This is a genomic window from Gordonia sp. NPDC003950 (genome assembly GCF_053605205.1).
Genome location: NZ_JBSGIT010000031.1, coordinates 1 through 24,182 on the forward strand (window position 1 = coordinate 1; position 24,182 = coordinate 24,182).

Genomic DNA, 24,182 nt, shown 5'->3' on the forward strand with positions numbered 1-24,182 from the left:
GCTTCAGCTCAGCCGAGTACCGCTTCGATCCTGCCGCTGCCATAGGTTTCATTCTCCCTTGAGACGAACCCTCCGGAAACACCGGGACGGATCAGCCTGCTTACGGTGGCGACCTCTCATGGGTCCTGGACTCACTCGCGAAGGAGCACTTCGATCATGTCGTTCCCTTGGCGCACGGAGGCCTGAACGACATCACGAACATCCAACTCCTTTGCCAGTCTTGCAACTTGACCAAGGGCAGTGAGCGAATGGGGCCCCGCTTGCGGTATCGACGATGGCATGAGGCCTGACTGCCCAGAGTCCACCCTACCCCGCCGCCTCAGTCAGATACCCCGCCAACGTCTCCCGTGTATTCTCATCAACCACCCAGTCATTGAATCCGACACCGAATACCGTCTTGTTGGAAATCGTTGACTTGACGGTCCCCGCCGCGACCGCCGGATTGCGATACTTCTTGCCCGACAACGATGCCGCACCCTGAGCCCGAACGATCTCCAACTCCGATGACTCGGGGTCGAAGAAACCGACCACACGACACCCCTCGTAGTCGAGGACCACACGCAGCCGGCCTTCGGCCCATACCAAGCCCGGTGTCGTTGCTACCGGCACCTGTTCGTCCTGCGGAGCCACGGTATCCGATTGAGTGAGATCGACATCCGACTCTGCCTCCGGCTCAACGGGAATCGTTGTGGTGGAGGCCGTCCGAGCCGCTGCGGTGCGGGCAGCCACCTCTGCGGGTGTCGGCACACCGCTCGGCTTCTCCGGACTGGTGGAGATGGTCTCGGGTTCCGACAACTTCAGGAGATTCCAGCGTCCGAGTCCATCCTTGACGACCCATGCTTCGATGTTGATATGGGCGTCGTGACGTTCCCGGGGATTGCTCTTTGCCCGCGCATCGATGACATGCTTCACTCGCTTCGAGTATGGACCCACAGGCGCAATGTAGAAAGCGGGTGGCGTTTCGCTCTGATCGAGGAAGACCACCGCGTCGTGTTCCCCACTCCCCTGCCACAAGTGCTGGTCCTGCGTGCTGATCCGCCAGCTTCCTCCGGCTCCGCTGTGCACGCGGACCACCCTGCTCTGCCCCTGAGAATTGCTGACGATGAGTGTTCCGCGCGAATGCTCGTCGGATGTCCGCGCCGTCCAGCCCTGGGCTTCGACCTGTTCGATCACGGCACGTAGGGCCGGCCCGATGGGAGCCTGCGGCTCCAAAGTATCCGAATCAGACGCGTCCACGCGCACTTGGACAGCTTCGTCCGGTGCCGAATCTCTTTCTTGCTCAGTCTGTTCGAACTCGGCTACCCGACCACCAAGCGCCACCCACAGCTCGGATATGCGCTCACCAGTCAACGAACTGAAAGCCAGATCGCGATCAATCAGCAGGTCCTGAATCCCCGCTTGCTGCAACGACTCCGCCCCGGCGACATTGAAGGTCTGGGCCAATGCGTCAAGTGCAATAACCCGATCGTCCACGGCGTCCGAATCTCGACCGGCGAGACCGACCGTCTCGTCACCGATCCGCATCCAGGTGATGTCGTCGAAGCCCTGCATGAGGGCTTGTTCAACCTCGAGATCCGGCAAGAGCTCACGCAGCTCACGCCAGGTCACGATCCCTTCGTGTTCCTCGAAGATATCGAAGATCGCGTCCCGCGGATTCCATACAGCGGGCGCGACCACAGTGGTCGGCTCATCCGCCTCCGCGTCACCGCTTGGCTTAGAGCTCAAGGCAAGCCACTCACTCAGCCGCCGCGCAGCGTCACGCGGATCGAGGTCATCGCGCTCGGCTGCCACCGTGAACAGCTCGTCGAGATACGTGTCCGCGGTCGAACCCACATCGGGGTCCTCGATCGTCGCGTTCACATAGACCACGACCATCGCGGTTGGCCCGGCCCAATCCGCCGGATGAACCACGCGACCCATCCGCTGCAGCATCTGTGCACGACTACGGGCAGCGGCCGTCACGACGCCCACCTGCGATATCGGCACGGCAACACCCTCATCGAGCAAGCGAGAAGTGGCCAAGACATCCACCGAGCCACTCGCGTAACGACCAAGCGTGAATGCAACGTCGCCGTTCTCCGGGACTGCGTCGGTGACAACGCCAGAGTTACGGGCGGCCTTGGCAATTGCCGCCGACATCTCGTGCGACGCTGTGAAGACGGTGGTTCTGCGTGCGTCTACAACGCCGCGGGCGATCACTTCGACAGCCGCCACCTTCGACTTGCATTCCGATAGAACCCACCTGCGGGCGTCCACAGCCTCCAGGTACTCACGCGCCAGGAAACTGATCTCACCGACGAGCGAACCGGAGTCGATTTCACGCGCGGTCTCGTACACGCCACCGCTGAGATCGACGCCGGTGTCGCGGAGTTTGCGTTCGGCCCGGTCGATGCGCGCGGTGAGCCCGTCGTACTCCTCCCGCTCAGGAACCGAGAAACGGACACCGACCGTCAGCACCAACGGCTCGCCGAGGATCCCCTCGTCCACCGCACGTCGGTAGTCGCAGCCTTCGATCAGCACGCCGAAGTACGGTCGCAAAATCCGGGCGGCCTGTGGATTCGACCATTCGTAGGACGCAGTCAGGCCTAGTTTTTCGGTGATCTCCTGACGCGGGAAGACGACGTCGGTGTAGTCGGCGACGCCAAGGCGTTGGATCTCGTCGACGACGAGCAACCCAGCGTCTCGGAAAGCCGTCAGGTGCCGCTTGCCCAGTCCTGCAACTGTGGTGACGACGATCTGCTCGCGAATCGCGAGCGCCTTCGAGCCATCGGGTGCACCGATCGCCACACCGGGAAACGCCCCCTCGAGAGTGCTGCGCCAATGGTCGACGAGGTCGTGGTCCGGGGCCAGGACCAACGCGGGCACTCCCCGACGCCGCGCCTCGGCAATGGCCGCGATGCCGACGTCTGTCTTTCCCGCGCCGGTAACTGCCTCGATGACGCCGGACCGGCCGGCAGCGAGCCACTTCTGAAAGGCCTCCACCTGCCAGGGCCGCAACGGTCGATTCATACCCAACCGCGAAGCAAGATCATCCGATGAGACGACACGCCATTCGTCGGCACCTTCCGGCGGTTGAACGAATACCTGGTCGTTGTCGAGGAGAACCTTCTGCACCGCGGTCACGGTCTGCGAAAGGCGTTCGGCCAGTTCAACGGATGTCAGCGGACCGACTCGAGTGATCTCGCCCAGAACCGAATCACCGAGTGTCTGCATTGTCCCGTGTCCCCTGTCGTCGCCGTCCGCTAGGTTTGAACTTCAAAGTATTAGATCAACTGACACTGACGAGGTTCACCACCATGAAGGCCGAGGGGAAGCTTGTCCGCGAACTGTTCGAGGGCGAGCAATGCCTGGTCGTACCCGTCTTCCAACGACCGTACGTGTGGAACCGGGTTCGCAACTGGGAACCGCTGTGGGCCGACATCGTCGCCATGGCCGAGTCCATGTCGACCGACACCTCATCAGAACCACACTTCCTCGGCGCGGTGGTCCTCGATTCCACGGACAAGGACGCCGCCGACATCAGCGTGCTGCAGGTCATCGATGGACAACAGCGCATCACGACCCTGCAGATCGCTCTCTGCGCGATCCGTGACGCTTTCACCACCGCCCAGGTCGAACGCGTCTTCATCAAAGCCCTGAACAAACTGGTCACCAATGAAGATCAGCTCTCGACGGAGGCCTTCGCCCCGTACAAGGTGTGGCCCACCCTCCGCGACCGCGAGGTCTTCGCGTCGATCGTCGACCACACCCAGCCGGACGATGAGCCCGATTCACGTCTCGCCGACGCCTACCAGTTCTTCTACGAGGAGACACTGACCTGGCTCACCGAGAACGAGTCGGACCGCGCGGCGATCAAGTCGCTCGTCGACGCACTGCGGATCGGTCTGCAACTGGTCGTCATCGAACTCACCGCCAACGACAACGCGCAGGTGATCTTCGAAAGCCTCAACGACCGCGGCACGCCGCTGCTGCCCAGCGACCTCGTCAAGAACTCACTGTTCCAACAGTTGGAACGCGCAGGTGCGGACGTCGAGCAGATCTTCGACGATCACTGGCGTCGCTTGGAGGCGCCGTTCTGGCAGGAAGAGGTCAGACAGGGCCGCTTGATCAGGACGCGTGTCGACGCCTTCTTTGCCCACTACCTCACCATGCGAACGGGCGACGAGGTGTCGGCCACCGGCCTGTTCAACCGGTTCAAGGATGTGTCCGTGGGCATGTCGCGCGACGATCTCGTCGCGCTCACACAGGAAATCGCCGAGTGCAGCGACCTCTACCGAGGCATCGTGGATCGCTCCGGCGACGACGTCCACGACCGACTCCTCGAGACAGCCGAGACGCTGGACACCACGGTCCTGTCGCCGGTGGTTCTCTATCTGGATCGTCGGACAGATGAGGCCGATCGCGCCGAGGCCTACGGATACATCGAGTCGTGGCTGGTCCGACGTGCCGTGCTGCGGTCGACCAGCAAGAACTACAACCGAATGCTGCTCGATCTCCTGAAGATCTTGCAGCGAAGCGCCACGCCTTTCGCACCGACCGTACGGACGTTCTTCCTTGAGAACACGTCGGAATCCGGACGATGGCCGACCGACGCCGAGATCCGTGACGCGCTGATATCCGCGCCGATCTTCAAGAACCTCACACGCGCCCGAATGCGTATGGTGCTGCGCGGCTGTGAGCGCGGCCTCCGCTCGGACACACACCAGATTCCCGATCTCGATTCTCTGGAGCATGTATTGCTCGCGACTGCGAGCGACGACATCGACGACACACTCCGCGGTGCCCTGGGGAACTTGACGCTGTTTCCGCGGTCGCGCGACCTGTCGAGGGCAACCGACTGGCCCGCTCGCCGTGCGATCCTGTCGGGCTCGGATCTCGAGCTGAACCAGCAACTCCCCGAATCACTTTCCGGGGTTCAGATCACCGTTCGCGGCTCTCGTCTCGCAGACGGTTTCTGCCGGACATGGCCACATCCCGATACACCGACAACCGCAGCGCCGGACGACGACGTCGAGGAGGAGGCCCCATCGGACGCGCCCACCTGGGTCGACGAGGCGTGGACGGAGATCCAGGAGTTCTTCGAAGATCTACCTGTCGGATCGGTGTCGCGGGTCGAGGATCGCATGTCACGGATAGCGCCCGTTGAGGGCGGATCTCTCGAGGTCTTGACGCAAGATCCCTTGGTCGGCTATGCATTTCGTGAGATCGCCGGAACCTTGTACATCGAGAAGGTACCCGGCGAGGCGCCGATACCGGGGCCGGATATCGATGCTCTGGCCACAAGTCAGCTGAACGTCGAACCCCACTTCTCGAACGCAGCGCCTGAGACCAGCAACGGGACAGGTACCAGGGCGGTATACGAGGAGACCATCAATGATCTGATGCTCGCCGGCTTCATCGAAGAGGGCGACACCGTGTACCACGAGCAGCCCCGCAAAGGACGCTCGTTCGCGGCCAGGATCGGCCGAGCAGGCCGGATCCTCATCGGAAACCGTGAGTATGACAGCCCTTCCGGGGCCTTGTCCGATGCGGTGGGATCCAGCCGAAATGGTTGGCGCGACTGGCGACTCGAACGGACCGGTGAGACACTCGAGCAGGTTCGTGAAAGGTTTCGATCACTTCGCCGGGCGCAGTGACGCGAACCATCTCCTAGGGGTGCGACCACCCGGCTTCAACAAGTCCGACCGGCGGCGGGGTCAGGTCGATCCAACGGGATCTAAAGGGATCTAAAGGGTCTTGTGCAAAGTCAGCAAGCCGCCGATATCGCCATCCGAAGCGGACGTTACCCTGCCGCTCAACGTCGTTCCCTGGACCCTGACGGCCAACTTCCCGTCTCCACATCCTGCGGCACTTCCGGTGATATCGCTCTCCACTACATCGATGACGCCTGAGTGGACGCCAACTTGTTCCCATGTCGAGCTGCAGGAGTATCCGGAGCCGACATAGTTTATGTTCCCATTCAGCTCGGTCGGGCTGCTCACGGTGAGGTCGGCGACAAGAGTTACACCACCAGAGGTCTCGTACTTCCCTTGCCAGTGGCCGCTCAGATCATCTTCTGGAGTATCCGCCGGAGCTGATTCTGCCGAATCCACAGCTGGGGTGGCCCGCCAGTGACTGTAGGCCCAGACGCCGACACCAATTGCGCTCGCAAGAGCGATCGTGACGGTTGCGACGGCGATAATCACCAGTAGGTGCCTGTTGCCATTCTCGCCGTTTCCCATAAGACAAGCGACCCCCTGGCTCGCGCGCGATGAACTCATCTGGCGGCATCAATGTGTCGCCAGTCGACTGTGATCCAGCCCTCGAAAGATGACGCTTCGTCACTCTAGCGCGCCGAACAGCACCACGCTGTCGCCCACTTGAGGGAATTCAGCAGTGGCCGGATTGGTGACTGCCGGATGAAAATCATCTGGTGAGCGTCAAGGCGCGCGTGGCGTCACCAACCCGAAAACCCTGGGCACCAACCATAATCCCGACGAGCCCAGCCCCGCGTCCTCAGTCAATCGAGGATCGCCGGCGACCGTTTCCACCGCAACCAGGCGGAGACCCTCGATCACGGCGCCGTCCCAGCCATCGCGGAAGCGATAGCCGAACTCGTCGGCGATAGCGCGTCCGAACCACTCGTTCGTGATCCCCAGTTCGTCTCCGGCATCGGTGCGCAAAACGAAGACCGGCACATCGTCTGTCGAGTAAACGGGTTCGACAAATCCGGTGACCGGTTCACCCGGCGACGCATTCGTCAGGGCCCGCCGCATGTCCCGCACACGTGCGGCGTCCCCAGCCAATGGTCGTCCGGAGAGCACATCTCCGGACCCGAACTCGATTGCTGCGCTGTACTTTTTGCCCTGCTTGCTCTTGCGGCGCTCTCGTAGCCGTCCGTTGCGCTTGTCGAACCACATCCAACCGGTCGGGATATCGAGGACTGCCACCTCATCACGAGCACGGCTCAGTGCCACGTACTTCTGGCGCAATGCCGGCCATTCGTCCTCATTGCTCATTGGGCTGTTCGGGTGCACGAAGAAGGCACGTTCGAACTCAAGCCCTTTGGCGCGGTGGATCGTCGACACGATCACCCGGGATTCATCGGGCTCGGTCAACGTCAAGGGAATCGAGCCTGTGGCAATCAGACTGCGCACGCGAGGCAGGTTCAGCTGGTACATCGTGCGTGAACGCCCCTCGGCTCCCTTCAGCAGATACCACGCTTCCTCACGCAGCCGCTGCGCCAGCTTCGCCTCGATCACTGATTGGACGCTGTCCCGGTCGACCTCCGGCCCGGCGAAGTCTTCGAAGACGCCCGCGATCCACCGCGCCGCGCCGAAGTCCCTGGCCTGTCGACGAACCACGTGATCCACGCCCTGTTTGGTGAGAAACTGCGAAACACGCAGCACCTCACCATTGGTGGCGCACAGTACGGCGGTGCGCCCCGACTCCGGCTCGGCGAGGAACGTCCAGTCCTTGATGACACCGGAGTGGGGCAGGGTCTTCTCGAACTCTGCGACCGTCTCCGCCGCTTGAGCCTCTCGTTGGCCTCGCAGCAGATTCCCCAGGCCCACCACTTCGATCGGAAACGGTCCCTGTGCCCGGTAGTTCCGCGCCAACGTCATCGTCTCGGCGCCAAAGGCATCCGCGAGCTGAGCCGCGAAGTCGGTCGACTTCATCTGACTCCGTGACTCTTTCAGGGTGAAGTCGTATATGCCCTGCAGCGGATCTCCGAGTGCGGTGAAGCCTGCCGACTCCGGCATCCGACGGAGCAGTGCGAGAATCATCTCTGCCCGATCGCCCACGAGGTCTTGAACCTCGTCCAATATCAGGTGTTGGAGATCCTCGATCCCCTCGACGTCCTCGGAGTCGTCATTCAGCAGCTGGGTCGCCTGTCGCACTCGATTGTCGAAGCCTCCGAAGGGTTCTCGTCCGTTCTGCGACAACAGGTACGACGCCAACGAGTCGAAGGTGCGGACGTCGGTACGCGCGATGTCGTGTCCTTCGAGCCTCGTGCGAACAGCCTGTACCGCGGCTCGAGAGAAGCTCAGCACCATGATCTCCGTGGATGCCGATAGGTCTTCTTCCTCCACCAGGTACTGGATGCGCGACGCCACGACCTCGGTCTTGCCCTGGCCCGCGCCGGCGATCACCAGCAAACGCGCGTCGGCGGGCGCCTCGGCCACGGCTCGTTGCGAGTCGTCGAGTTCGAAGACCGTCTGCTCGTCCAGATCGGTGGGCTGGGTCATGTCAGAAGTCTTGCGGGCTCACCCACGTATGTCACGGCCATCCTCTCCCGCGCCCGAGATCCTGCGACGTACAACACGCTGCGAAGCTTCTTCAGTTCGCGTTCGAGGTCGTCGCCCTTCTTGCGTGCGATATAGGCGGGTGGGAAGTCGTTCACCCCCAGCCTCGCCAAGACCACTCCGCGATACTCCAGGCCCTTGGCCCGGTGCATCGTCATCACCCGTACGCTATCTCCCAGCTTCTCCTCGGCCGTGTTCGAGCCAACGGCCGCCGCTTTGATCCCCTCGGCGGCCAATGCGTGCACGATGTCGTCGACATGGCGCTTCTCGTAGGTGAAGACAGCGATACCGGAGGCTCCCAAGCCCTCCGCTTCCCACTTCCGGATCAACGCCGCGATACCAGCGTTCTCGGACGCGACACTATCGAAACCCGCCATCTCGGGTGCAGGGCCGCCGAAGACCGATCGGGAGCCCTGGAGGTCCTCGGAGTCGACATCGAGGTCGTCGACATCGGGATCGGCCACCTGCAGGGTCCACCGCAGGATCTCGCGGCTGGTGCGGTAGTTGATGGTCAGCCGACGTGAGCGTCCACGCGTCTCGATTCCGTAGCGCGACAACGGCGTCGGCCGACCGTAGATCCGTTGGTGCGCGTCACCGACAATGAAGAGATCGTCGGTGTCGGGCGGGACCAGAGCACGCACCATCTTCCAGTGAGCGGGATGGAGGTCCTGGGCCTCGTCGACGATGGCGAATCGGTACCCGAACTTCTCCCGCAGCTTGGGGTCGGCGGTGAGTGCCGACGCCGCGCGTGCGGCGAGTTCGGTGAAGGTGATCAGTCCATCGGCCCTCATCAGGCGTTGGAAATGCTCGATCACCTTCCACACGTCGGCGCGCTGAGGGCGTGAGAGTCGTTGGGAGCGGCCACTCCGGGCCACCCGCAGATATGCGGTCTCGGTCTCGATCGAGTTCCCCAACACCACCAGGGACCACTCATCGGAAAGGAAGGCCGGCTCCCAGCCCTCGGTGGACTGCTGCGCGGCGACCGACCACAGCTGGGTGACCCGTGGATCGCCATCGTGGACCAGCGTCGAGGAGGTGACCAGAGCGCGACCATTGTCGGTGGATGCGACCACCTTGCGTGCCAGTGCGTCGACGTTGAGGACCTCCACCCGCTGGGTGATCTCCTTGCCGGCGAGTTCGATGAGCTGTGCCTCGATGGCGCGCACCAGGTTTCGCGTATAGGTGGTCAACAACACCTTGGCGGCGCTGTTCTCCTCGTCCAGCCGATGGGCGAGGTGACGGGCGCGATGCAGCGCAGTGACGGTCTTCCCGGTGCCGGCGCCGCCGGTGACCCGGAAGGGACCATTCCACCCATCGTGAGTGGCAAGCTTGCGTTGCAGCGGATGCAGCCACACGCGCCATTTGGCGAAGTCGCCTTCGAGTACCGCCCGGAGTTCGGCCTCGTTGTCACCGGCCGCGGCGGTGAAGTTGAGCTGCGAGATAGGGCGCTTGAGTGCCTTCTGGATGTCGTCGGGGTCGACGGGGCCGGGCTCGTCGATGGCGTAGGAACTCCACACCTCATCGGGACTCTTCCCGAACACGAGATCGAGCACCGCGTTGGCCTGGGTATTGGGCAATGCTTCGGCGATGGCGAGAAACGCCTTCTCACCAACCACCTTGGTCAACTTCTCGGCAAGTTCCGCCTCGACGCCGAAACGTTCGAGGTCGATCGGCTTCACCGTTGAGGGCATGAAGGAAGCGTCGGATCCCGATGTGGGAGTCGTCGCCTTACCGATCGCCTCCTCAAGTGCCACATGGTCGAACAGCTCCGCAGCTCCGGTCTTCTTGTTGACCTGCAGGGTGACCTTGCCGGCGAAGTCGTAAGCGTCGTCGTGGGTCAGCACCGAGATGAGGTACAGCGACGAATCGCCGCCCGGGTCCACGAGGACCGCCCGGTAGTTGTCGTTGACACGCGCGGTTCGGATGTACTTGTTGGCGGCCCCTTTGGGCTTCTTGAAGTCCAGCCCGGTGGCGTCCGGGTCTTGTTGGAGCTTCACCATGAAGTTGAGGACCTTACCCTTGATGCTTCCGTCGAGTTTGTCGTAGGACTCCTGGAACATCTCATGCATCTGCACGTATCGCGTCATCACTGTCCTCCTGTCACCGCGCCGACGACATCGTCCACCACACCGATATCGGGCTCGCCCGTCACGCGATACACACGCCAGCCGTTCTCCTCGAGCCACCCATCCCGGTCGTCGACGATATCGGTCACGACGGCGATCCGTGGTTCTTCCCAGCCGAGTTCCACCTGCCAGATGGATTGGTCGGGGCCGAGCTCCATCCCGACCTCGGGGATCGCCGCCCCGGAGTCAGCGAGGCTCTCCACCAGGCCGGCAACCGCAGGGTCGGCGTATTCGTGGACGATCTTCCACTCTCCGGACAGCGGAGTGATGATGTCACCCCGACTCGCCGCGGTGGTCGCCAAGGGGACGGGCACAGCCAGGAAGTCGGCGAGGGACTTCGTCGTCCAGATCGCGGCCATTCGCTGGGGCAGCAGGTCACCGAAGTGTGGAAGTGATACGAACTGAAGCAGATTCGCCCATCGGAGCCAGGCTCGCCATTGATTGTCATGTATCTTCCCGCCGACGGCCTCGTCGGCGTCGTCGAGGAGCGTGAAGACCCCGAGCGTGGGTTCGAAGTTCTCGGGGTCGGCGCAGATCAGGATCGGCAGCCCGCTCAGGCCGTGTCGTGGGACCACCATGATGGTCCCGGAAGAGTCGGGATGCGTGGATGTACCGGCTGCGACATCGACGAGGATCTTCGCGAGTTGCCCCGGCCCGGTAAAGATCGGCTCTCCGGAGCCGTGCTTATCCGACGGGTTCACCAGTGCCAGCGCGGTCGCCGTGGCGCCATCGCCCCAGACGTCGGCGTCGGGATCGGCGAGGTACTCGACAAGCAACTCGATCGGGTTCTCCCACAGGTATTTGATTCGCGGGTCGGAAACCTGCTCGGCGGCAGCATTCTTGACGTGCTGGTGGACGATGTCCTGCGACCGGTTCTTGGCGTTGCCGGATTCGAGGGCGGTGATGTCATCCCACGCGATCGACCAGACGCGAGTGTCGTCGCGTCGCAGCGCGTCGCGCTTACGGGCGTCATCCGCGGTGCGATTGTGTTCGACGCTCGCGTGAAACTGTTTGCCGTCGAGGTAGATCGCGACGTCGGCAGTCTGGGCGTCGACCCTGGTGAGCAGGAAATCCGGCTCGGTGGCGACACCGACGGCGACCACCTGGACGAGCGGCCGCATACGCCATCGTCGGGGTTGCTGGTCGGGACCGGGTATGCGGATGTCGAGTTCTTCGCCGTTGGTGCCCATCGAGATCTCATACGACGCACCAGGACGGCTCTCGAGCAGCGTCTTCAACAGTTCCCGGAACCGGATCTCCAGCTCGCTGAGTTGAACGGCGCCGATGTCAATGCCGGTGACTGTCCCGATCTGCTCGACCTGCCATTCGCCGAGGAAGTCCTCGAGGAGCCGGAGGGCCGATTCACGTGAGGCGTGGGTCATGTCTCGTGCCGGCAGAACTCCGTACAGGCATCGGTGGCAGGCGCGGAGTTCTTCGGTACGACAGGGGCATTCGGCGAGCGCATCCCGGGCGAGGGTGAGGATGTGGCGCATGCGGTCGGGTTCGCCGAATCGGTCAAGGTATCCGGTGCCGCCGGGCACGGTGTCGTGCAGAACCAGGAAGCGGCGGGTGGCTCCCTCGTTGTCGGTCATGCTGGACGCCACCACCGACAGATGTTGAGGATCGCCGCCGAAGTCCTTGCGCAGTCCGAGGAGCAGCGCGCCCTTGAACGAGGCCAGGGTGGTTTCGAAGTTCAGCAACGACACGGGGAGTAGGAGTCGGACCGCTTGGGTGCGTAGTTCGTGGGAGAGCAGGAGCCGCGTCCACGTCTCGGTGCCACCGCGCCGGGTGATGCAGTAACCGCGGTGGCGGACATCTTCGGTTCGCGTGGAGCGTGATGCGACGACGCCGCAGTGTTGGCAGGTGGTGAATCCGGGTGCGTTGCGTTCGTCGCCGGCGATGGTGAGGGTCTCACCGGGCGCGTCGCCGTATCCGGTGTTGATGGTTCGGATGGTGGCCGTTCGTGCGTATTCGGCACCGAAGATGGCGTCGGTGAGTCGCCAGGCCTGGGCGATGTCGTGGGGTTCGATGTCGACGCCGGTGACGGTTCCGAAGAATGTTCGGGTGCGGTCCTCGGTTTCGTCGTCGATCAGGACATCGTCGAGGCGGTGGACCGCCGATACCTTGCGTAGTTCGAGGACGTTGTGCACCGATCCAGAGTCGGCGACCGCCCCGGAGTGACACCGTGGACAGATCTGCACGACGTCGGGTGCGGTTGTGCCCCAACCGCAGTCGGGGCACAGACGGGTTCGGCGCCAGTGAGGTTTGGTCGACGGTCCGATGTCCATGGCGTCGATCTCGACGCGCTTGCCACCCGCGTAGAAGTAGGCGCCGGGTGCGAGTTCGGTGAGGGCGGTGGCGCTGCCCCGCTCATAGGTGAGATCGAGTGCTTCGGTCTGGGGTTGGCCGCCGGGGGTACCGGTGGTCCACCACAGGTGGATGTCGAGGGTGGTCGCGTCGTCGAGCAGGTTGTAGTTCGGGAGGAGCCCGACACCGGACAGTCCGGTCAGGGTTTCGATGCTGCCGCGTTCGTAGAGTTGTTCACTGAGAGCACGGAATTCGCCGGCACAGCGTTTGCGGTCTTCCTTCTGGGCGTCATCGAGATGTCCGTGTTTGTCGAGTGCCGCAATGGTTTCCGATAGTCCGCTCATGCGGGTGCGGATTTCGTCGGTGTCGGAGACCCAGCGGGCGGCGGTCTCGGCGGCGAGGTTGCGCATTCCTCCTGCGGCGAAGTCCCGCAGATGCAGGCGGGCATCGTCGGAGATGTTGTCGCCGAAAAGTGCGGAGAACTCGGCGGTCAGGGTGTCGGCGTGATTGACGCAGGTGTCGACCACCGAACGCAGCCAGTGCCCCTCGTCCATGCCGTGGTCGAGGCATTCGGTGAGTTTGGTGGGCATGGGCGTTGTGATCGGAAGATGATCTCCGGCAACCTTGTCCAGGCAGAAGGCGAGGTACTGGCGTTGCAGGAGTTCAGTGGCCTCCAGGTACGCCCCTGGTGGCATGACCTCTCCGGCGATGAGGTTCTCGGGTTGTGCGAAGTAGTAGAGGTCGCGCGGCGAGGTGGGTACCGCGGCGAGGACGAAGGCGTTGCCGGTGGATCGTCCGGCGCGCCCGACGCGCTGAAGGTAGTTGGCCGTCGACCGGGGCAGGGAGGCCAGTGCGACGGTGCTGAGGTCACCGATGTCGATGCCGAGTTCCAGCGTCGGGGTGCATGCCAGGATGTTGGGATCAGATGCGGAACCGCCGACCTTGAACCGGGTTTCGACCTCTTCCCGTTCCGCGCGCGCGAGGAGGCCGGTGTGTTCGGCGCTGACGATGCGGCGAATGCGGCCGCTGCGGTACATGCTCCGATAGAAATTCGACTCCTCCACCGCATCGGGTTCGAGTTGTCCGGTGCATCGCATCCGGGGGCAGGGCGCTCCGTGCCAGAGGTCCAGTCGGTTCCCTGCGGCGGGTTGGACGTGATGGCACGTCGGGCATTCCAGGCGGACGATGTCGGATGGGTCGAGGATCACTGCTTGCGGTGTGAGGCCGTAGAGCTGTGATCCTTTCTCGCCGGATCTGCGAACCAGGGGCCCGGTATCACTTGCCAGCTGGTCGACGACCCCGAGCAGGAGTGCTTTCGCTTCTCCGCTGTTGACTCCGAGGCAGCGTTTGGTCCAGTCGGTGAGCCACGATTCGCCACGCGGGGTCAGCGATTGGAAGTCGGTGTCTCCGGCGGGCCCGGTGGTGTAGAAGGACGGGGCCGGTCGTCCGCGCGGGAATTTGGGCATGCCGTCGGTGCTGCCGCCCCAGATGGACCACCGCTTTCCTTCGTCCTTGAGGTAGGTCGCGAGCCAGGGGTGGATGATCCCGCCGCCGATGCGTAGGTGCTCGAGTATCCCGAACAGCCAAGGGCGATAGACACTCTCGGCGAGCGGGCCGCCGAGGCTCAGTTGTGGCAGGTTTTCATGGATGTCGTGGCTGAGGCGTGCGTAGGTGTCCAGGTCGACGTCGATATCGACGGCGAGCGATGAGGTCAGTTCGAGGGTGCGGCCGGTTCGGGAGCTTAGGCCGGCTTCGAGGTGTGCCTGGAACGCGAGGCGGGTTGCCAGCAACGATCGGAGCGGCCCGTTGTCATGGTCGAGCCAGTCGGCGTCGTTGGTGAGTCGCCGACTGAAGTCGGGTGGGGTGAGGGCATACAGTTCATCGATGGCCGTGGTGGCGCCCAGCGCTGCTCCGGCGTCGGCCAGGGACACCCGATCGTCGCCGACGGCACGGAACAATGCCGAGCGGAAGTTGAAGGCGAAGGCGCGGCCTTCGATGAATGCGGCGCGGTGGGCGGCGTCCTGTACGGAATCGGTGAAGACGAGGGTCTTCTTCTCGTCGTCCGGCAGGACTTGCGAGCCGAATTCGGTGGTGAGACCGACGCTGAGGAGCGTGGCGACACTCGATCCCATGTAGCGGACGGCGTTTCGAGCGCCGCAAGATGGGCAGACCTCGTTGGCGGCGTCCTCATCGGTCGCGGTGATGTGGACCGCGATGGTGTCGGTTCCGGGTGACGCGTGGAGTTCGAGGGTTTCGGGGTCGAGGTGGCGTACGCCTTCTTCGTCGACAGTGGCGGCGAGCAGTGTGCGTGTCTTGGCGCGGCTGCCGGGGCGGGCGCTGTTGCGCCAGATGGCAGACGCCTCGCCCGCGAGGTTATCGCCGAGTTCGGTGGTGGCGGCCATCCAGCCGGCTCGCCCACACACGCGGCAGTATGTGGCGGGCAGAAGACGCTGTCCTTCGAGGGGCCCGTCGTGCCACCATCGGAACTCGGGCGTTGGACCGACCGCGCGCATCATTCGGCTGAGTTCACGCACCCAGGTCTGCACCTGGACGTTGACCAGTGGCCGTAGTGCTCCGGTGTTGTCGGAGGTGCGTGCAATCGAGATGAGGGCCAGGAACCGGAGGAGTGCGGTCTGGGCTTCTCCGGGGTTGGTGGAGTTGTGGACACCCCATGGCAGGATGCCGGCCTGCGCGACGCCGTTCACCGCGTCGGCAACGGTCATGGGGGCGTCACCGAGGACGTCGATGACGACGCGGGTGAGGAAGTGTCTGCGGAGGGCATCACCGATCGCGACCGGATCGCTCAGATCGGTGGATTGTGCTGCGGCAGAGCCAAGGACCGCCTCTGCGAGCGGCTCCCACGTCGTTGGGTCGTCGCTGACCGGTGCCGGAACCGCGAGGATGTCGTCGACGGACGGGATGTCGAGGGTGAAGTCGACCTCTTGGACGACGTCGGTCGCGGCGAGGGATGTCTCGCCGACGAGGGAGTCGGGACCGAAGGTGGTTCCGAAGACGGTTTCGGCGAAGGTCCGTAGGGCGGCACTCTGGGTTCCGCCTCCCAGGGTCGCGGAGGTCGCGATGGGTGTGATCCGGCCGAGTGGGCCACCTGCGCCGGCCACGCCCACCTTGGCGCCGAGGCGGCGGATGAGCATGGCGACGTCGGTGCCCTGGGCGCCGTCGTAGGTGTGGAATTCGTCGAGGACGAGGTACTGCAGGCTGAGAGCCGCATTGGCCCACAGACTCGAATCTGCGCGACGCAACAGGAGTAGATCCAGCATGCGGTAGTTGGTGAGCAGGATGTCCGGTGGGTTCTCGCGCAAGGTCTCGCGGTGGTCGACGAGGGCGTGGCGGCTCGGCTGTTTGCGTTTGCCGCTGCCGCCGATGTAGACACCCGCCGTTACGCTCGCCAGGCGGTCATCATCATGGATGTACTGCGCCAGACGGCGGGCTTGGTCGGTGACAAGGGCGTTCATCGGGTACAGGATGATGGCCTTGATGCCCTTGTCGCCGCGTGCGACGGCGCGGCGGCAATGGTCCAGGAGTGGTACGAGGAAGGACTCGGTCTTTCCCGAGCCGGTGCCGGTGGTGACGATGGTCGGTTGCGCCGCAGTGCCGTTCGTCGACAGCCGCCGAAAGGCCTCCGCCTGATGTTGGAAGGGACGGAAGCCTCGTGGCATCCACTCCAGCGGCGATACCCACCCGGTTCCGACGGGCTGGTAAGGCGTGCGGATCTTGAGGTAAGGGCCGCGGAAGATCCCGGTCTGCGGATCGGCAAGGAAGGTACGAAGTGCCTGTTGCGCTTCGGGATCCGAGAGCGCGAACGTCGTCGAGAGGTACTCGATGATCGAGTCCTGGGTCTCCAGCGCAAGCAGCGAGGGGAGGCTCGGATTCGGTGCGGTCATTCGCCGGTGGCCAATCGCTGTTCGAAGTCGGCATACGCTGCGCGCATCTCGGCTTCACGGTCCGGCTTGTAGAACCAGGGTTCATCGTGGTCGTCGTCGGGAGCGAACGGCGTGTAGCGGTCGAGCAGGTCGCCGGAGTCCTCGCCATTCATCCATGCCTGGAGCAGTTTGTAGTCGTCCTTCTGCTGGTGAACCCCCTGTGCGTGATGGTCTTTCGCGATCTTTCGCCCGTTCCAGTCGAAGTACATTTCGTACTCGTATTTGCGGAGCACCGGGAACTGGGCCCGGAACATCAGCGCAAGGTGTTCGGCGGTCAGACCGAGCATGAGCGCCGACAGTGCGTCGATCTCGACGAGCGCTGCACGGCGCTCGAAGTCGGTGCGTAGCGGGGTCTTCATCGTCCACTTACGCGTGCTTACTCCGAGTGGGTCCAACAACGAGTCAAATGGTGCGGTCCACGAATCGTTGGTGAACTCTCTCTCGTACAGGGCATCCCAGAGTTCTGCGTAGTCGCGCGTCAGGCAATTCAGGCGCAGTGTCCGAAGGAGGAGTTGTTGGGCTGCTGGGTGATCTACGGGGGCAGGGAACCGGTCGACGACTTCTGTCTGCACATGCGGGCGGCCGCTGACCTTTACCAGGTAGTCGTACGGAAGTGACGCCCACAATCCCGCAACAAGTGCGGTCGTGCGTACATCGGAGAGCCCGTCAGGGCTCGACAACTGTTTACAGGTGGTGGCACATGTACACACAGTCAACGAGTTGACTGTGTGTACATGTGCTACCCCCGGTCTGACAAGGGCTGCGTGCAGTGATCTTTCCAACCCCGGTTGGGTCATATTCCTCCACGCCACCCGCCAGAAGTCCGTCGCGGGCCGATCTCCCCACTTCGGAATTCCGGCGTCGTAGGTGTCGCGGTCGCAGGCGCGCTGGTAATTGGTTCGTGGGATCACCGATTCTGGGAGGGATTCGAGGTCGATACGTTTCCAATCTCGGTGAGACTTGCATGGCACATTTGGCAACTGCGCGATCGGTGTGGCCACCGTAAAGTGCGGTCCCTGAAGTACTACCTCATCCCACACCTCTTGCTGCTCGCTCATCCACTTGATGAATCCTGACTGTTTCGCAGTCTTCTCATTCCATAGACTCGATGCCTTGTATCCAATCGAGGACAGTCGGACTGCCTGCGTCGATATCTCCTTAAGAACATCGATCTGATCATCCGTAAAAGGTCTCAAGAGCCGTGCGCGCTCCGCCTCTGTACCCGGCGGATCGAACAAGTCGGCCCAACTTCGAAGTACACTCCTATCGATACGCTGAATCCTCGCAGGATGCCCCCGTAGATCCCAGCCGCCCCACGGAAGCTGAATTCCCGGAACCGGTTCCTCTGCGTCACCGCCGAATGACCGATCGATCGTTTGCACGTCGAAGATGTACGTCATCTGCAGGAAGTCGACATCTTGAACTGAGCCGTAGATGTGAACGCCAAACGCGACAGTGTTGCCGATACCTTCGAAATAACCCGTCTCGTTGTAGAACTGCCAATGCCGTCGTAAACGCGCATATACGCCTTTGCGCAGCGCACCTGCGCTAGGATCAGAGAAGTGAGTCTCTGGGTGTATCAGTCCGGAAATAGCGGACGATCCCGAGTTTCGCCAAACTCTTTCCATGAAACACATATACAGATTGGTCCGGATTCCACTCAAGATCGGATGGTCCGTGGGCGAACTCAGAACCCAGACCGTGGCAGACCATTCCGCTAGATCAGTCAAATATTTCGACAGCGCGGGCTCGTAGGCCAGTGCATCAGCACGACGATTCCTGAATACTCTATCTGCGATCTTATCCTCAAGCACAAAGAACGGGTCCCCCTCAGCAAGGGTGAGATCGTCTTTCCAATCCGGCCTCACCCAGGGCGGATTGCCCACCTGCAGGTCGAACCCTCCCCGATCAAAGATCTGCGCAAAGTCCAACTCCCAGTGGAAGAATCCCTGATCTTGCGCAATCCCGCGCGCCGTGCCCAGCCACTGATGGCGGACCACCAAATCGAGGATAGATCGCATGCCTGAAAACTCTCGATCCCGCTGGTCAATCTCCGCCAGTTGCTCGTAACCCTCGGCGAGATCTTGGAATGAACCCTGGTCCTTGTCGACCTTCTTGATTCCGGCGGCGCCCAACAGCTCTTCGAGCGTCACGATCCACTCATCGAGATCCGGCGGGCCAGGATGGCCTTGCTCGTCGCCGACCCCTGATCCAGTGAGCGGCCAGAACCACAATGCACACCACGCATCCATGGCCAGGCGCAGCCGTTCGTACGGACCGTCTGGGTTGTGTAGATCCTCCTCTACCTTCTCGCGAGGGATCGCGTCCTCGGTCGTCGGGATCTCGGCTCCCCAGACATTGATGTGCCTAGAGATCTGCTCCTCACTGATCTCCATACGACGCAAAACCAATGCCCACAACCGTTCCACGCGCGTCGCCAGCGCCTTGAGCCGCTCGACTTGTTTCTGACTCGGCTTCTTGGTGACGCCCTTGCGCCATTCACGAAGCGCCGCTGCGGCTTCCGGCGCCAGCTCCTTGGCCTGCTTGGCATCTGCGACTGCGGCCCAACCGTCGGCGGGAAGCAGGAAGTGGTGGATCTCGCCGTCGCCGATCGCGCCCTCCGACAGTGGCCGGTCGACGGGCGGTGTTTTGAGCCAGCTCTTCTTTGCACGACCGAGCGCGGTGAGATCGTACGTTGCGCGGCGAGCGCCGATCAGCGAGTTACCCCGGCGAAGGTGCAGACCGAACCACGGTGCCTGCAGTCCGCTGTGCATCACGTTGAGCCACAACGAGACCTCGGCTAGCTCGACGGCGGTGGAGTTGAGGTCGACACCGTAGGCACGGTGCAGGGCCAGGTACGCCTTGACCTTCTGCAGTTCTTCGGTGTACTTCTCCGGCTTGATCGGCTCTTCGAGTTCGTCCTGCCTGCGCTTCAGGTACTCGGCGGCCAATTGGTTGATGGCCTCGTTGAGGAATGCGCCGCTGCCCAGCGCGGGCTCACAGATGCGGTACTCGAGAATATCCTGCGCTCGCGTGTCGTCAGTGATCAGTTCGGCCAGAGCGTGTTTGACGACGCATTTGGTCAGCACCTCGGGGGTGTAGTACGAGGCACTTCGCTGGCGGTCTCGCCCCGAGAGACGAAAAACGAAGCTGCCTTTGGGGTGTCGGACGATGTCCTTGCGTCCGGTGAGCCGGTCCTCGCGCCAGACAATGTCTTTCTCGTCGTAGTCGCCTGACTTGCTGGACGGAACCAGCCACGATCCCTTGTCGGCGTTGCCGTCTTTGGCCACTTCCACCATGTCGTCGGTGGCGATCAGTCCGCTGTATGACATCAGACCCTCATACACGGCGCCGAGCTGGTTGATACCGAGCTGCGCGTAGGAGATGTATCCGCGCTGAGAACCCTTGCGCTTGGACGGCTTCGAGAGCAGCAGGAGGTTCAGGACCTCCTGGAGTACGCGGTTGCTGATCCGCATGCCTTCGCCGTCGACGAGCGGTGTCTTCTTTGGATCGAACAGGTCGGAGCGCAGCGGCTCGAAGACGAGGCCGTCGGTGTCGCGGCCACCACGGTTGTGGCCCGTATTGACGAGCGTGAAGAGCAGGTCGAGGGAGTCGTGGAGATGGTGTCCGTCGGCGGAGCGTCCGGTGAGCGGTACCTGGACGAGTTCACGTAGCCGATCCAGTCCGTAGCCGGATTCGTATTCGGGTGTCCCGACTGGGAGCACTCCGAGTTCGGGTCGTGCCTCGGCGAAGAGTAGGAACAGGATTCGGTAGAGGAACCGCAGGGATTGGGTGGTGAGATCTCGCGGCAGTTCGGGGATGCCGTCGACAGCGAGGCCCTTTTCGCGTCGCCGCGTGAGAACTTCGTTGGCGATCTTCTCGATGGAGATCCGGAGGCCTTCGCGGAGGTCCTCGCTCACGCCGACGGCGTGCTTCTCGGAGCTCTCGGTGTACCGGTCGAGTTCGGCCTTGCCGTCGTCCTCGTCAGGCAGAAGAGCATTGGCCGACCACAGGCCGGCATGCCAGGACAGTTCGCCGTTGGCCTTGTCGTCACGTCGGTCCAAAGCCGTCGCAACATCGAAGGCGAGGTAGCGGCCCTCCGACCAGCGGGCAACGTCAGTGAGGAGCACCACGCTCCCGGCGACGACCATCAGGTATCGGGGCGCGTCGTCGCTGACAAAGACCTGGGTGATCGCTTCGCTGACACCACAAAGGGGTTGGAGTTTCTCGCTGCTGTGGTGGATGGTCAGTGGTTCCACAAGTTCGGCTTCGCCGCCGAACAGCGCATCGGCGTTGTCGACGGGGTATGCCTGCAGGATGTGGAGAGAGTCGGTGGTGGTGGCACTCGGATATCGCGCGAGTAGCGGCACGTCGATGGGCGTGTCGGCTTGTCGGGTTTCGAGGATGACCGGATCTGCTTTGAGGCCAACGGCATCGAGCAGCACCGCATGTAACTCGGTAACCCTTCCGGTGAGCGTCTCGCCGTCCTCCGGGAGGTCGCCGAGGCCTTTGATGTAGCCGGCCGCGATCGCCGTGAGCCCTTTGACCGGTGTGGACTTACCCTGCTCGGACCATTCCTTCCATTGCCGCGTCAGCGTTTTCAGGGATGACGGAAAGACCTCGGCGAGCCAGTGCTCGGAGAGAAAGTCGTTGACGTTGTGAATCGAATCGAACATCGTGTCACCCCTTGGGCTTCGGAATGATGACACCGATCACGCGCACAAACGGGTCCCCGGATGCGGCGAGGGAGTCGATGATGGTGGACCAGCTGCCCGCGGTGTTCTCGATCTCGAGTCTGCTGTCCTTGCGTTTGCCTGGTTCGGTGGCGATCTTCAGTGCCGACTGTTCCCACTGGGTCAGGCCGGCGCGGTAGCGGTCGACGCGTTCGAGGAGGTCTTGTTCGAAGTCCTCGCGCCGGTCGCGGATGTGGGCGAGGGCGGCATCGACAGCGGCGGGCACGAGATCCTGCAATTCCGCGAGCCGATCGTCGTCGATGCCGGGGTTGGTGGCGTCTTCGCTCAGTCCCGAGATTTCAACGATGGTTTCGAAGTCGTCGACCTCCGGTGACCGCGGCAGCCCGGTGACCGCACCCCAGTGGGCAATGGCCGGTCGTCCCTCGTCGTTCGACCACACGGCTTGGGTGAGGAAGTAGACGCGGTCGACGGAGCCGGTGACGACGGGGATCTCGTTGCGGCCGAATCGTCCTACGGCGCGGTCGCCCGCCCAGTCGAGAACGGGGTGGATCGGGGTGAGGAAGTGCACGTCGGGCCAGGAGGTGTCCTGCGCCTTCTGCGCTCGGGCGAGACGCTCCTTGGCGACGTCGGGGCTGCCGGTCAGGCGGAGTCGCTCTTCGATTCCCTGCTCGGCCCGGTAGTCCGGTGGGAGGTCACGGAATCGGGTGATGAGGTCGTCGGGTGGGGTGAAGGCGATGAGGTCCTTGTCGGCCTCGCGGTATACGTCGAGCTTCGTCGCTCCCTTGTCGGTGGCGATGTCGGCCAGCTCTTCGGTGAGGTAGTTGTCGTCATCGTCGAAGAAAGACAATCGGACGGAGGTGTCGGGGGCCGGCTCGTTTTCGTGCTCGCCGCCCTTGATCATCAGTCGGGCAAAGGGATTGAGCTTCTCCGGGGTGGGTTCGGGGATGACAGTATCGAGGTCTTGCTGGGTGCGGATGGCCTCCATGACGGTTTCTTCTTCGATCTTGGCGTCATGAAGGTCGAGGAGCACTTCGGCGTCACCGAGGGCACGGTTGGCCTCGTCTTCTTTCAGGAGCAGTTTGGTGACGACATTGAGGTCGTCGGTGACGTCCTCGTCGGTGGTCAGGGCCAACGCCGTGATCTGGGGTGCGTGCACTTGGCCGTACCGGTCGATGCGACCGTTGCGTTGTTGGATGCGGATGAACGACCACGGCAGGTCGTAATGCACCAGGTGGTGGCATTCCTTGTGGAGGTTGAGTCCCTCGGATGCCATGTCGGAGGCGACGAGAATGCGGATCGCGGAAGCCTTCTGGCCGAAGCCCTCGACCACCGATTGGATCTTCTCGTCCGAGAGGCCTGCGTGCAGGACCTCCACGGGGAGAAGTCCGTTGACGGCCTTGGCCGAGAACTTCAGCTTCTTCTGCAGATGAGTCTGGAGCCAGTCCAGCGTGTCGATGCGCTCGGAGAAGATGACCACCCGGGTGTCAGCGTCCTTGCCCACGCCGATCGTGTCGAGGTAGGAGACGAGGGCGTCCAGCTTGGCCGGGGAGGCCTTCTCTGTCTTCGCGGCAAGCTCGTCTAGTCGGAGCAGCGCCACCGCTTCCCGGTCACGATCGTTGTCGATGGTCTTCAGGCGCCGTCCGATACTGGCCCGCAGGGCGCGCGGTGACGAGAGGAACGCCTTGTACAGGGTCCACGGAAAGAGTTGTCGGCCTTTGCCTTCGATGACGGGCCGCCCGGTCGGGTGCAACCAGACATCCTCCAGTTCGCGAAGAACCTGCAACTCTGCGGGATTCGGTTGGACGCCGAGCACATCGGGTTTGCGGCGGGCCTTCCACTTGTGGGCGACGTCGAGTTTGACGTCTGGCGAGTTGCGGTGCCGTCGCACGTAGAGGTGCTTGATGTCCTTGGCCTCGTAGTTCCTGGGATCGACGATGGCCGTCGGGTCGAGCATGGAGATCAGCTCGGCAAACGACTCCTGTTTGCCGTTGTGCGGGGTGGCGCTGGCCAGGATGAGGGCATCCGATTGCGCGGCAAGCAGTCTGGCGAGTTCGTTGTTCTGGGTTCCGCGGTTGATCAGGTTGTGGCATTCGTCGATCACGACGGCGTCCCAGTGCTGGCTCTTGAGGTGGTGCTTGTAGCGGGCCGGGTTCTTGAGGGTGTCGATGGACACGATGACCCGCTTGTAGTAGCTGAACGGGTTGCGTGAACTGGGGAGGGTTTGCTTGACCTTCTGGATGCCGGCGGAATCCAGTCGGATCAGTGGGATGGCGAAACGCGTCCACAACTCCTGCTGGAACTGTTCGAGCACCGCGCGGGGAGTGACCACGAGGATGCGCTCGCCCCGTCCGCGGCGGATCAATTCGGAGAGCAAAATGCCGATCTCCAGTGTCTTGCCCAGTCCCACGGCGTCACCGATCAGGATGCGGGGCCGCAGGTTCTCCAGCGCCTGCGCCGCCGGCCGCAGCTGGTAATCCATGCGATCGAGTAGCGCCTGATGTCCGACGGCGATCCGCGTGTCGGCCGCGGGCACCGGGCTGCTGCGTCGTACCGACTCCAGCCACAGACGGGTTCGACGGAAGCCGGGCGAGGTGTCGGCGACCAGACTGCCCAGGCGCGGATCGAGCCGGTCGATCGTGTCGAGGTCGGGATGATCGAAGAACACCGCGTCCTGGTCACGGACCAGTTCACTGACACCGGTGGCCTCGACGCGGGTGCCGTCGAGGTCGGTGGCGCGCACCGAACGGACGAGCCACTCCTCATCTCGGACGATAACGCGCTCACCTGCAGCGATGTCTGCCACGACCCAGCCTCCTCGAATACTGCCCG

Annotated in this window: 9 protein-coding genes; 2 read left to right on the forward strand and 7 right to left on the reverse strand. The window is 63.1% G+C overall.

What is annotated here, in order from left to right; translation table 11 throughout:
* Positions 1 to 125: 125 nt before the first annotated feature.
* Positions 126 to 290 (forward strand): HNH endonuclease, encoded by a 165-nt coding sequence (locus ACWETB_RS21490; RefSeq protein WP_452213573.1) that lies wholly within the window; start codon positions 126 to 128, stop codon positions 288 to 290.
* Positions 291 to 306: 16 nt separating this feature from the next.
* Here ACWETB_RS21490 and ACWETB_RS21495 read toward each other — a convergent pair whose 3' ends face one another.
* On the reverse strand, positions 307 to 3,213 hold the full coding sequence (locus ACWETB_RS21495; RefSeq protein ID WP_452213513.1) for a DEAD/DEAH box helicase: 2,907 nt from the start codon (positions 3,211 to 3,213) through the stop codon (positions 307 to 309).
* Between the two features lie 83 nt (positions 3,214 to 3,296).
* Between ACWETB_RS21495 and ACWETB_RS21500 the strand changes: the two genes are divergently transcribed.
* Positions 3,297 to 5,636 (forward strand): GmrSD restriction endonuclease domain-containing protein, encoded by a 2,340-nt coding sequence (locus tag ACWETB_RS21500; protein WP_452213515.1) that lies wholly within the window; start codon positions 3,297 to 3,299, stop codon positions 5,634 to 5,636.
* Positions 5,637 to 5,726: 90 nt separating this feature from the next.
* On the opposite strand, the gene ACWETB_RS21505 is transcribed toward ACWETB_RS21500, so the two are convergent.
* The 6 genes from ACWETB_RS21505 to ACWETB_RS21530 form a co-directional block, all read right to left on the reverse strand.
* Complete coding sequence (locus ACWETB_RS21505) at positions 5,727 to 6,260, reverse strand: hypothetical protein (RefSeq protein ID WP_452213517.1); 534 nt, start codon at positions 6,258 to 6,260, stop codon at positions 5,727 to 5,729.
* 159 nt (positions 6,261 to 6,419) lie between these two features.
* Positions 6,420 to 8,228, reverse strand: coding sequence for a UvrD-helicase domain-containing protein (locus tag ACWETB_RS21510; RefSeq protein ID WP_452213519.1), 1,809 nt, complete (start codon positions 8,226 to 8,228; stop codon positions 6,420 to 6,422).
* Positions 8,225 to 10,372 (reverse strand): UvrD-helicase domain-containing protein, encoded by a 2,148-nt coding sequence (locus ACWETB_RS21515; RefSeq protein ID WP_452213521.1) that lies wholly within the window; start codon positions 10,370 to 10,372, stop codon positions 8,225 to 8,227. Before ACWETB_RS21515 ends, ACWETB_RS21510 begins: the two co-directional genes overlap by 4 nt.
* A complete protein-coding gene (locus tag ACWETB_RS21520) occupies positions 10,372 to 16,620 on the reverse strand; it encodes a DEAD/DEAH box helicase (RefSeq protein WP_452213523.1) in 6,249 nt (2,082 codons plus the stop codon). Before ACWETB_RS21520 ends, ACWETB_RS21515 begins: the two co-directional genes overlap by 1 nt.
* Positions 16,617 to 21,335 carry an Eco57I restriction-modification methylase domain-containing protein gene (locus ACWETB_RS21525; protein WP_452213525.1) on the reverse strand — a complete coding sequence of 1,573 codons (4,719 nt, stop codon included), beginning with the start codon at positions 21,333 to 21,335 and terminating at the stop codon, positions 16,617 to 16,619. The genes ACWETB_RS21520 and ACWETB_RS21525 overlap by 4 nt, the downstream gene beginning before the upstream one ends.
* Before the next feature lie 4 nt (positions 21,336 to 21,339).
* A complete protein-coding gene (locus ACWETB_RS21530; RefSeq protein WP_452213527.1) occupies positions 21,340 to 24,156 on the reverse strand; it encodes a DEAD/DEAH box helicase in 2,817 nt (938 codons plus the stop codon).
* Positions 24,157 to 24,182 lie beyond the last annotated feature (26 nt).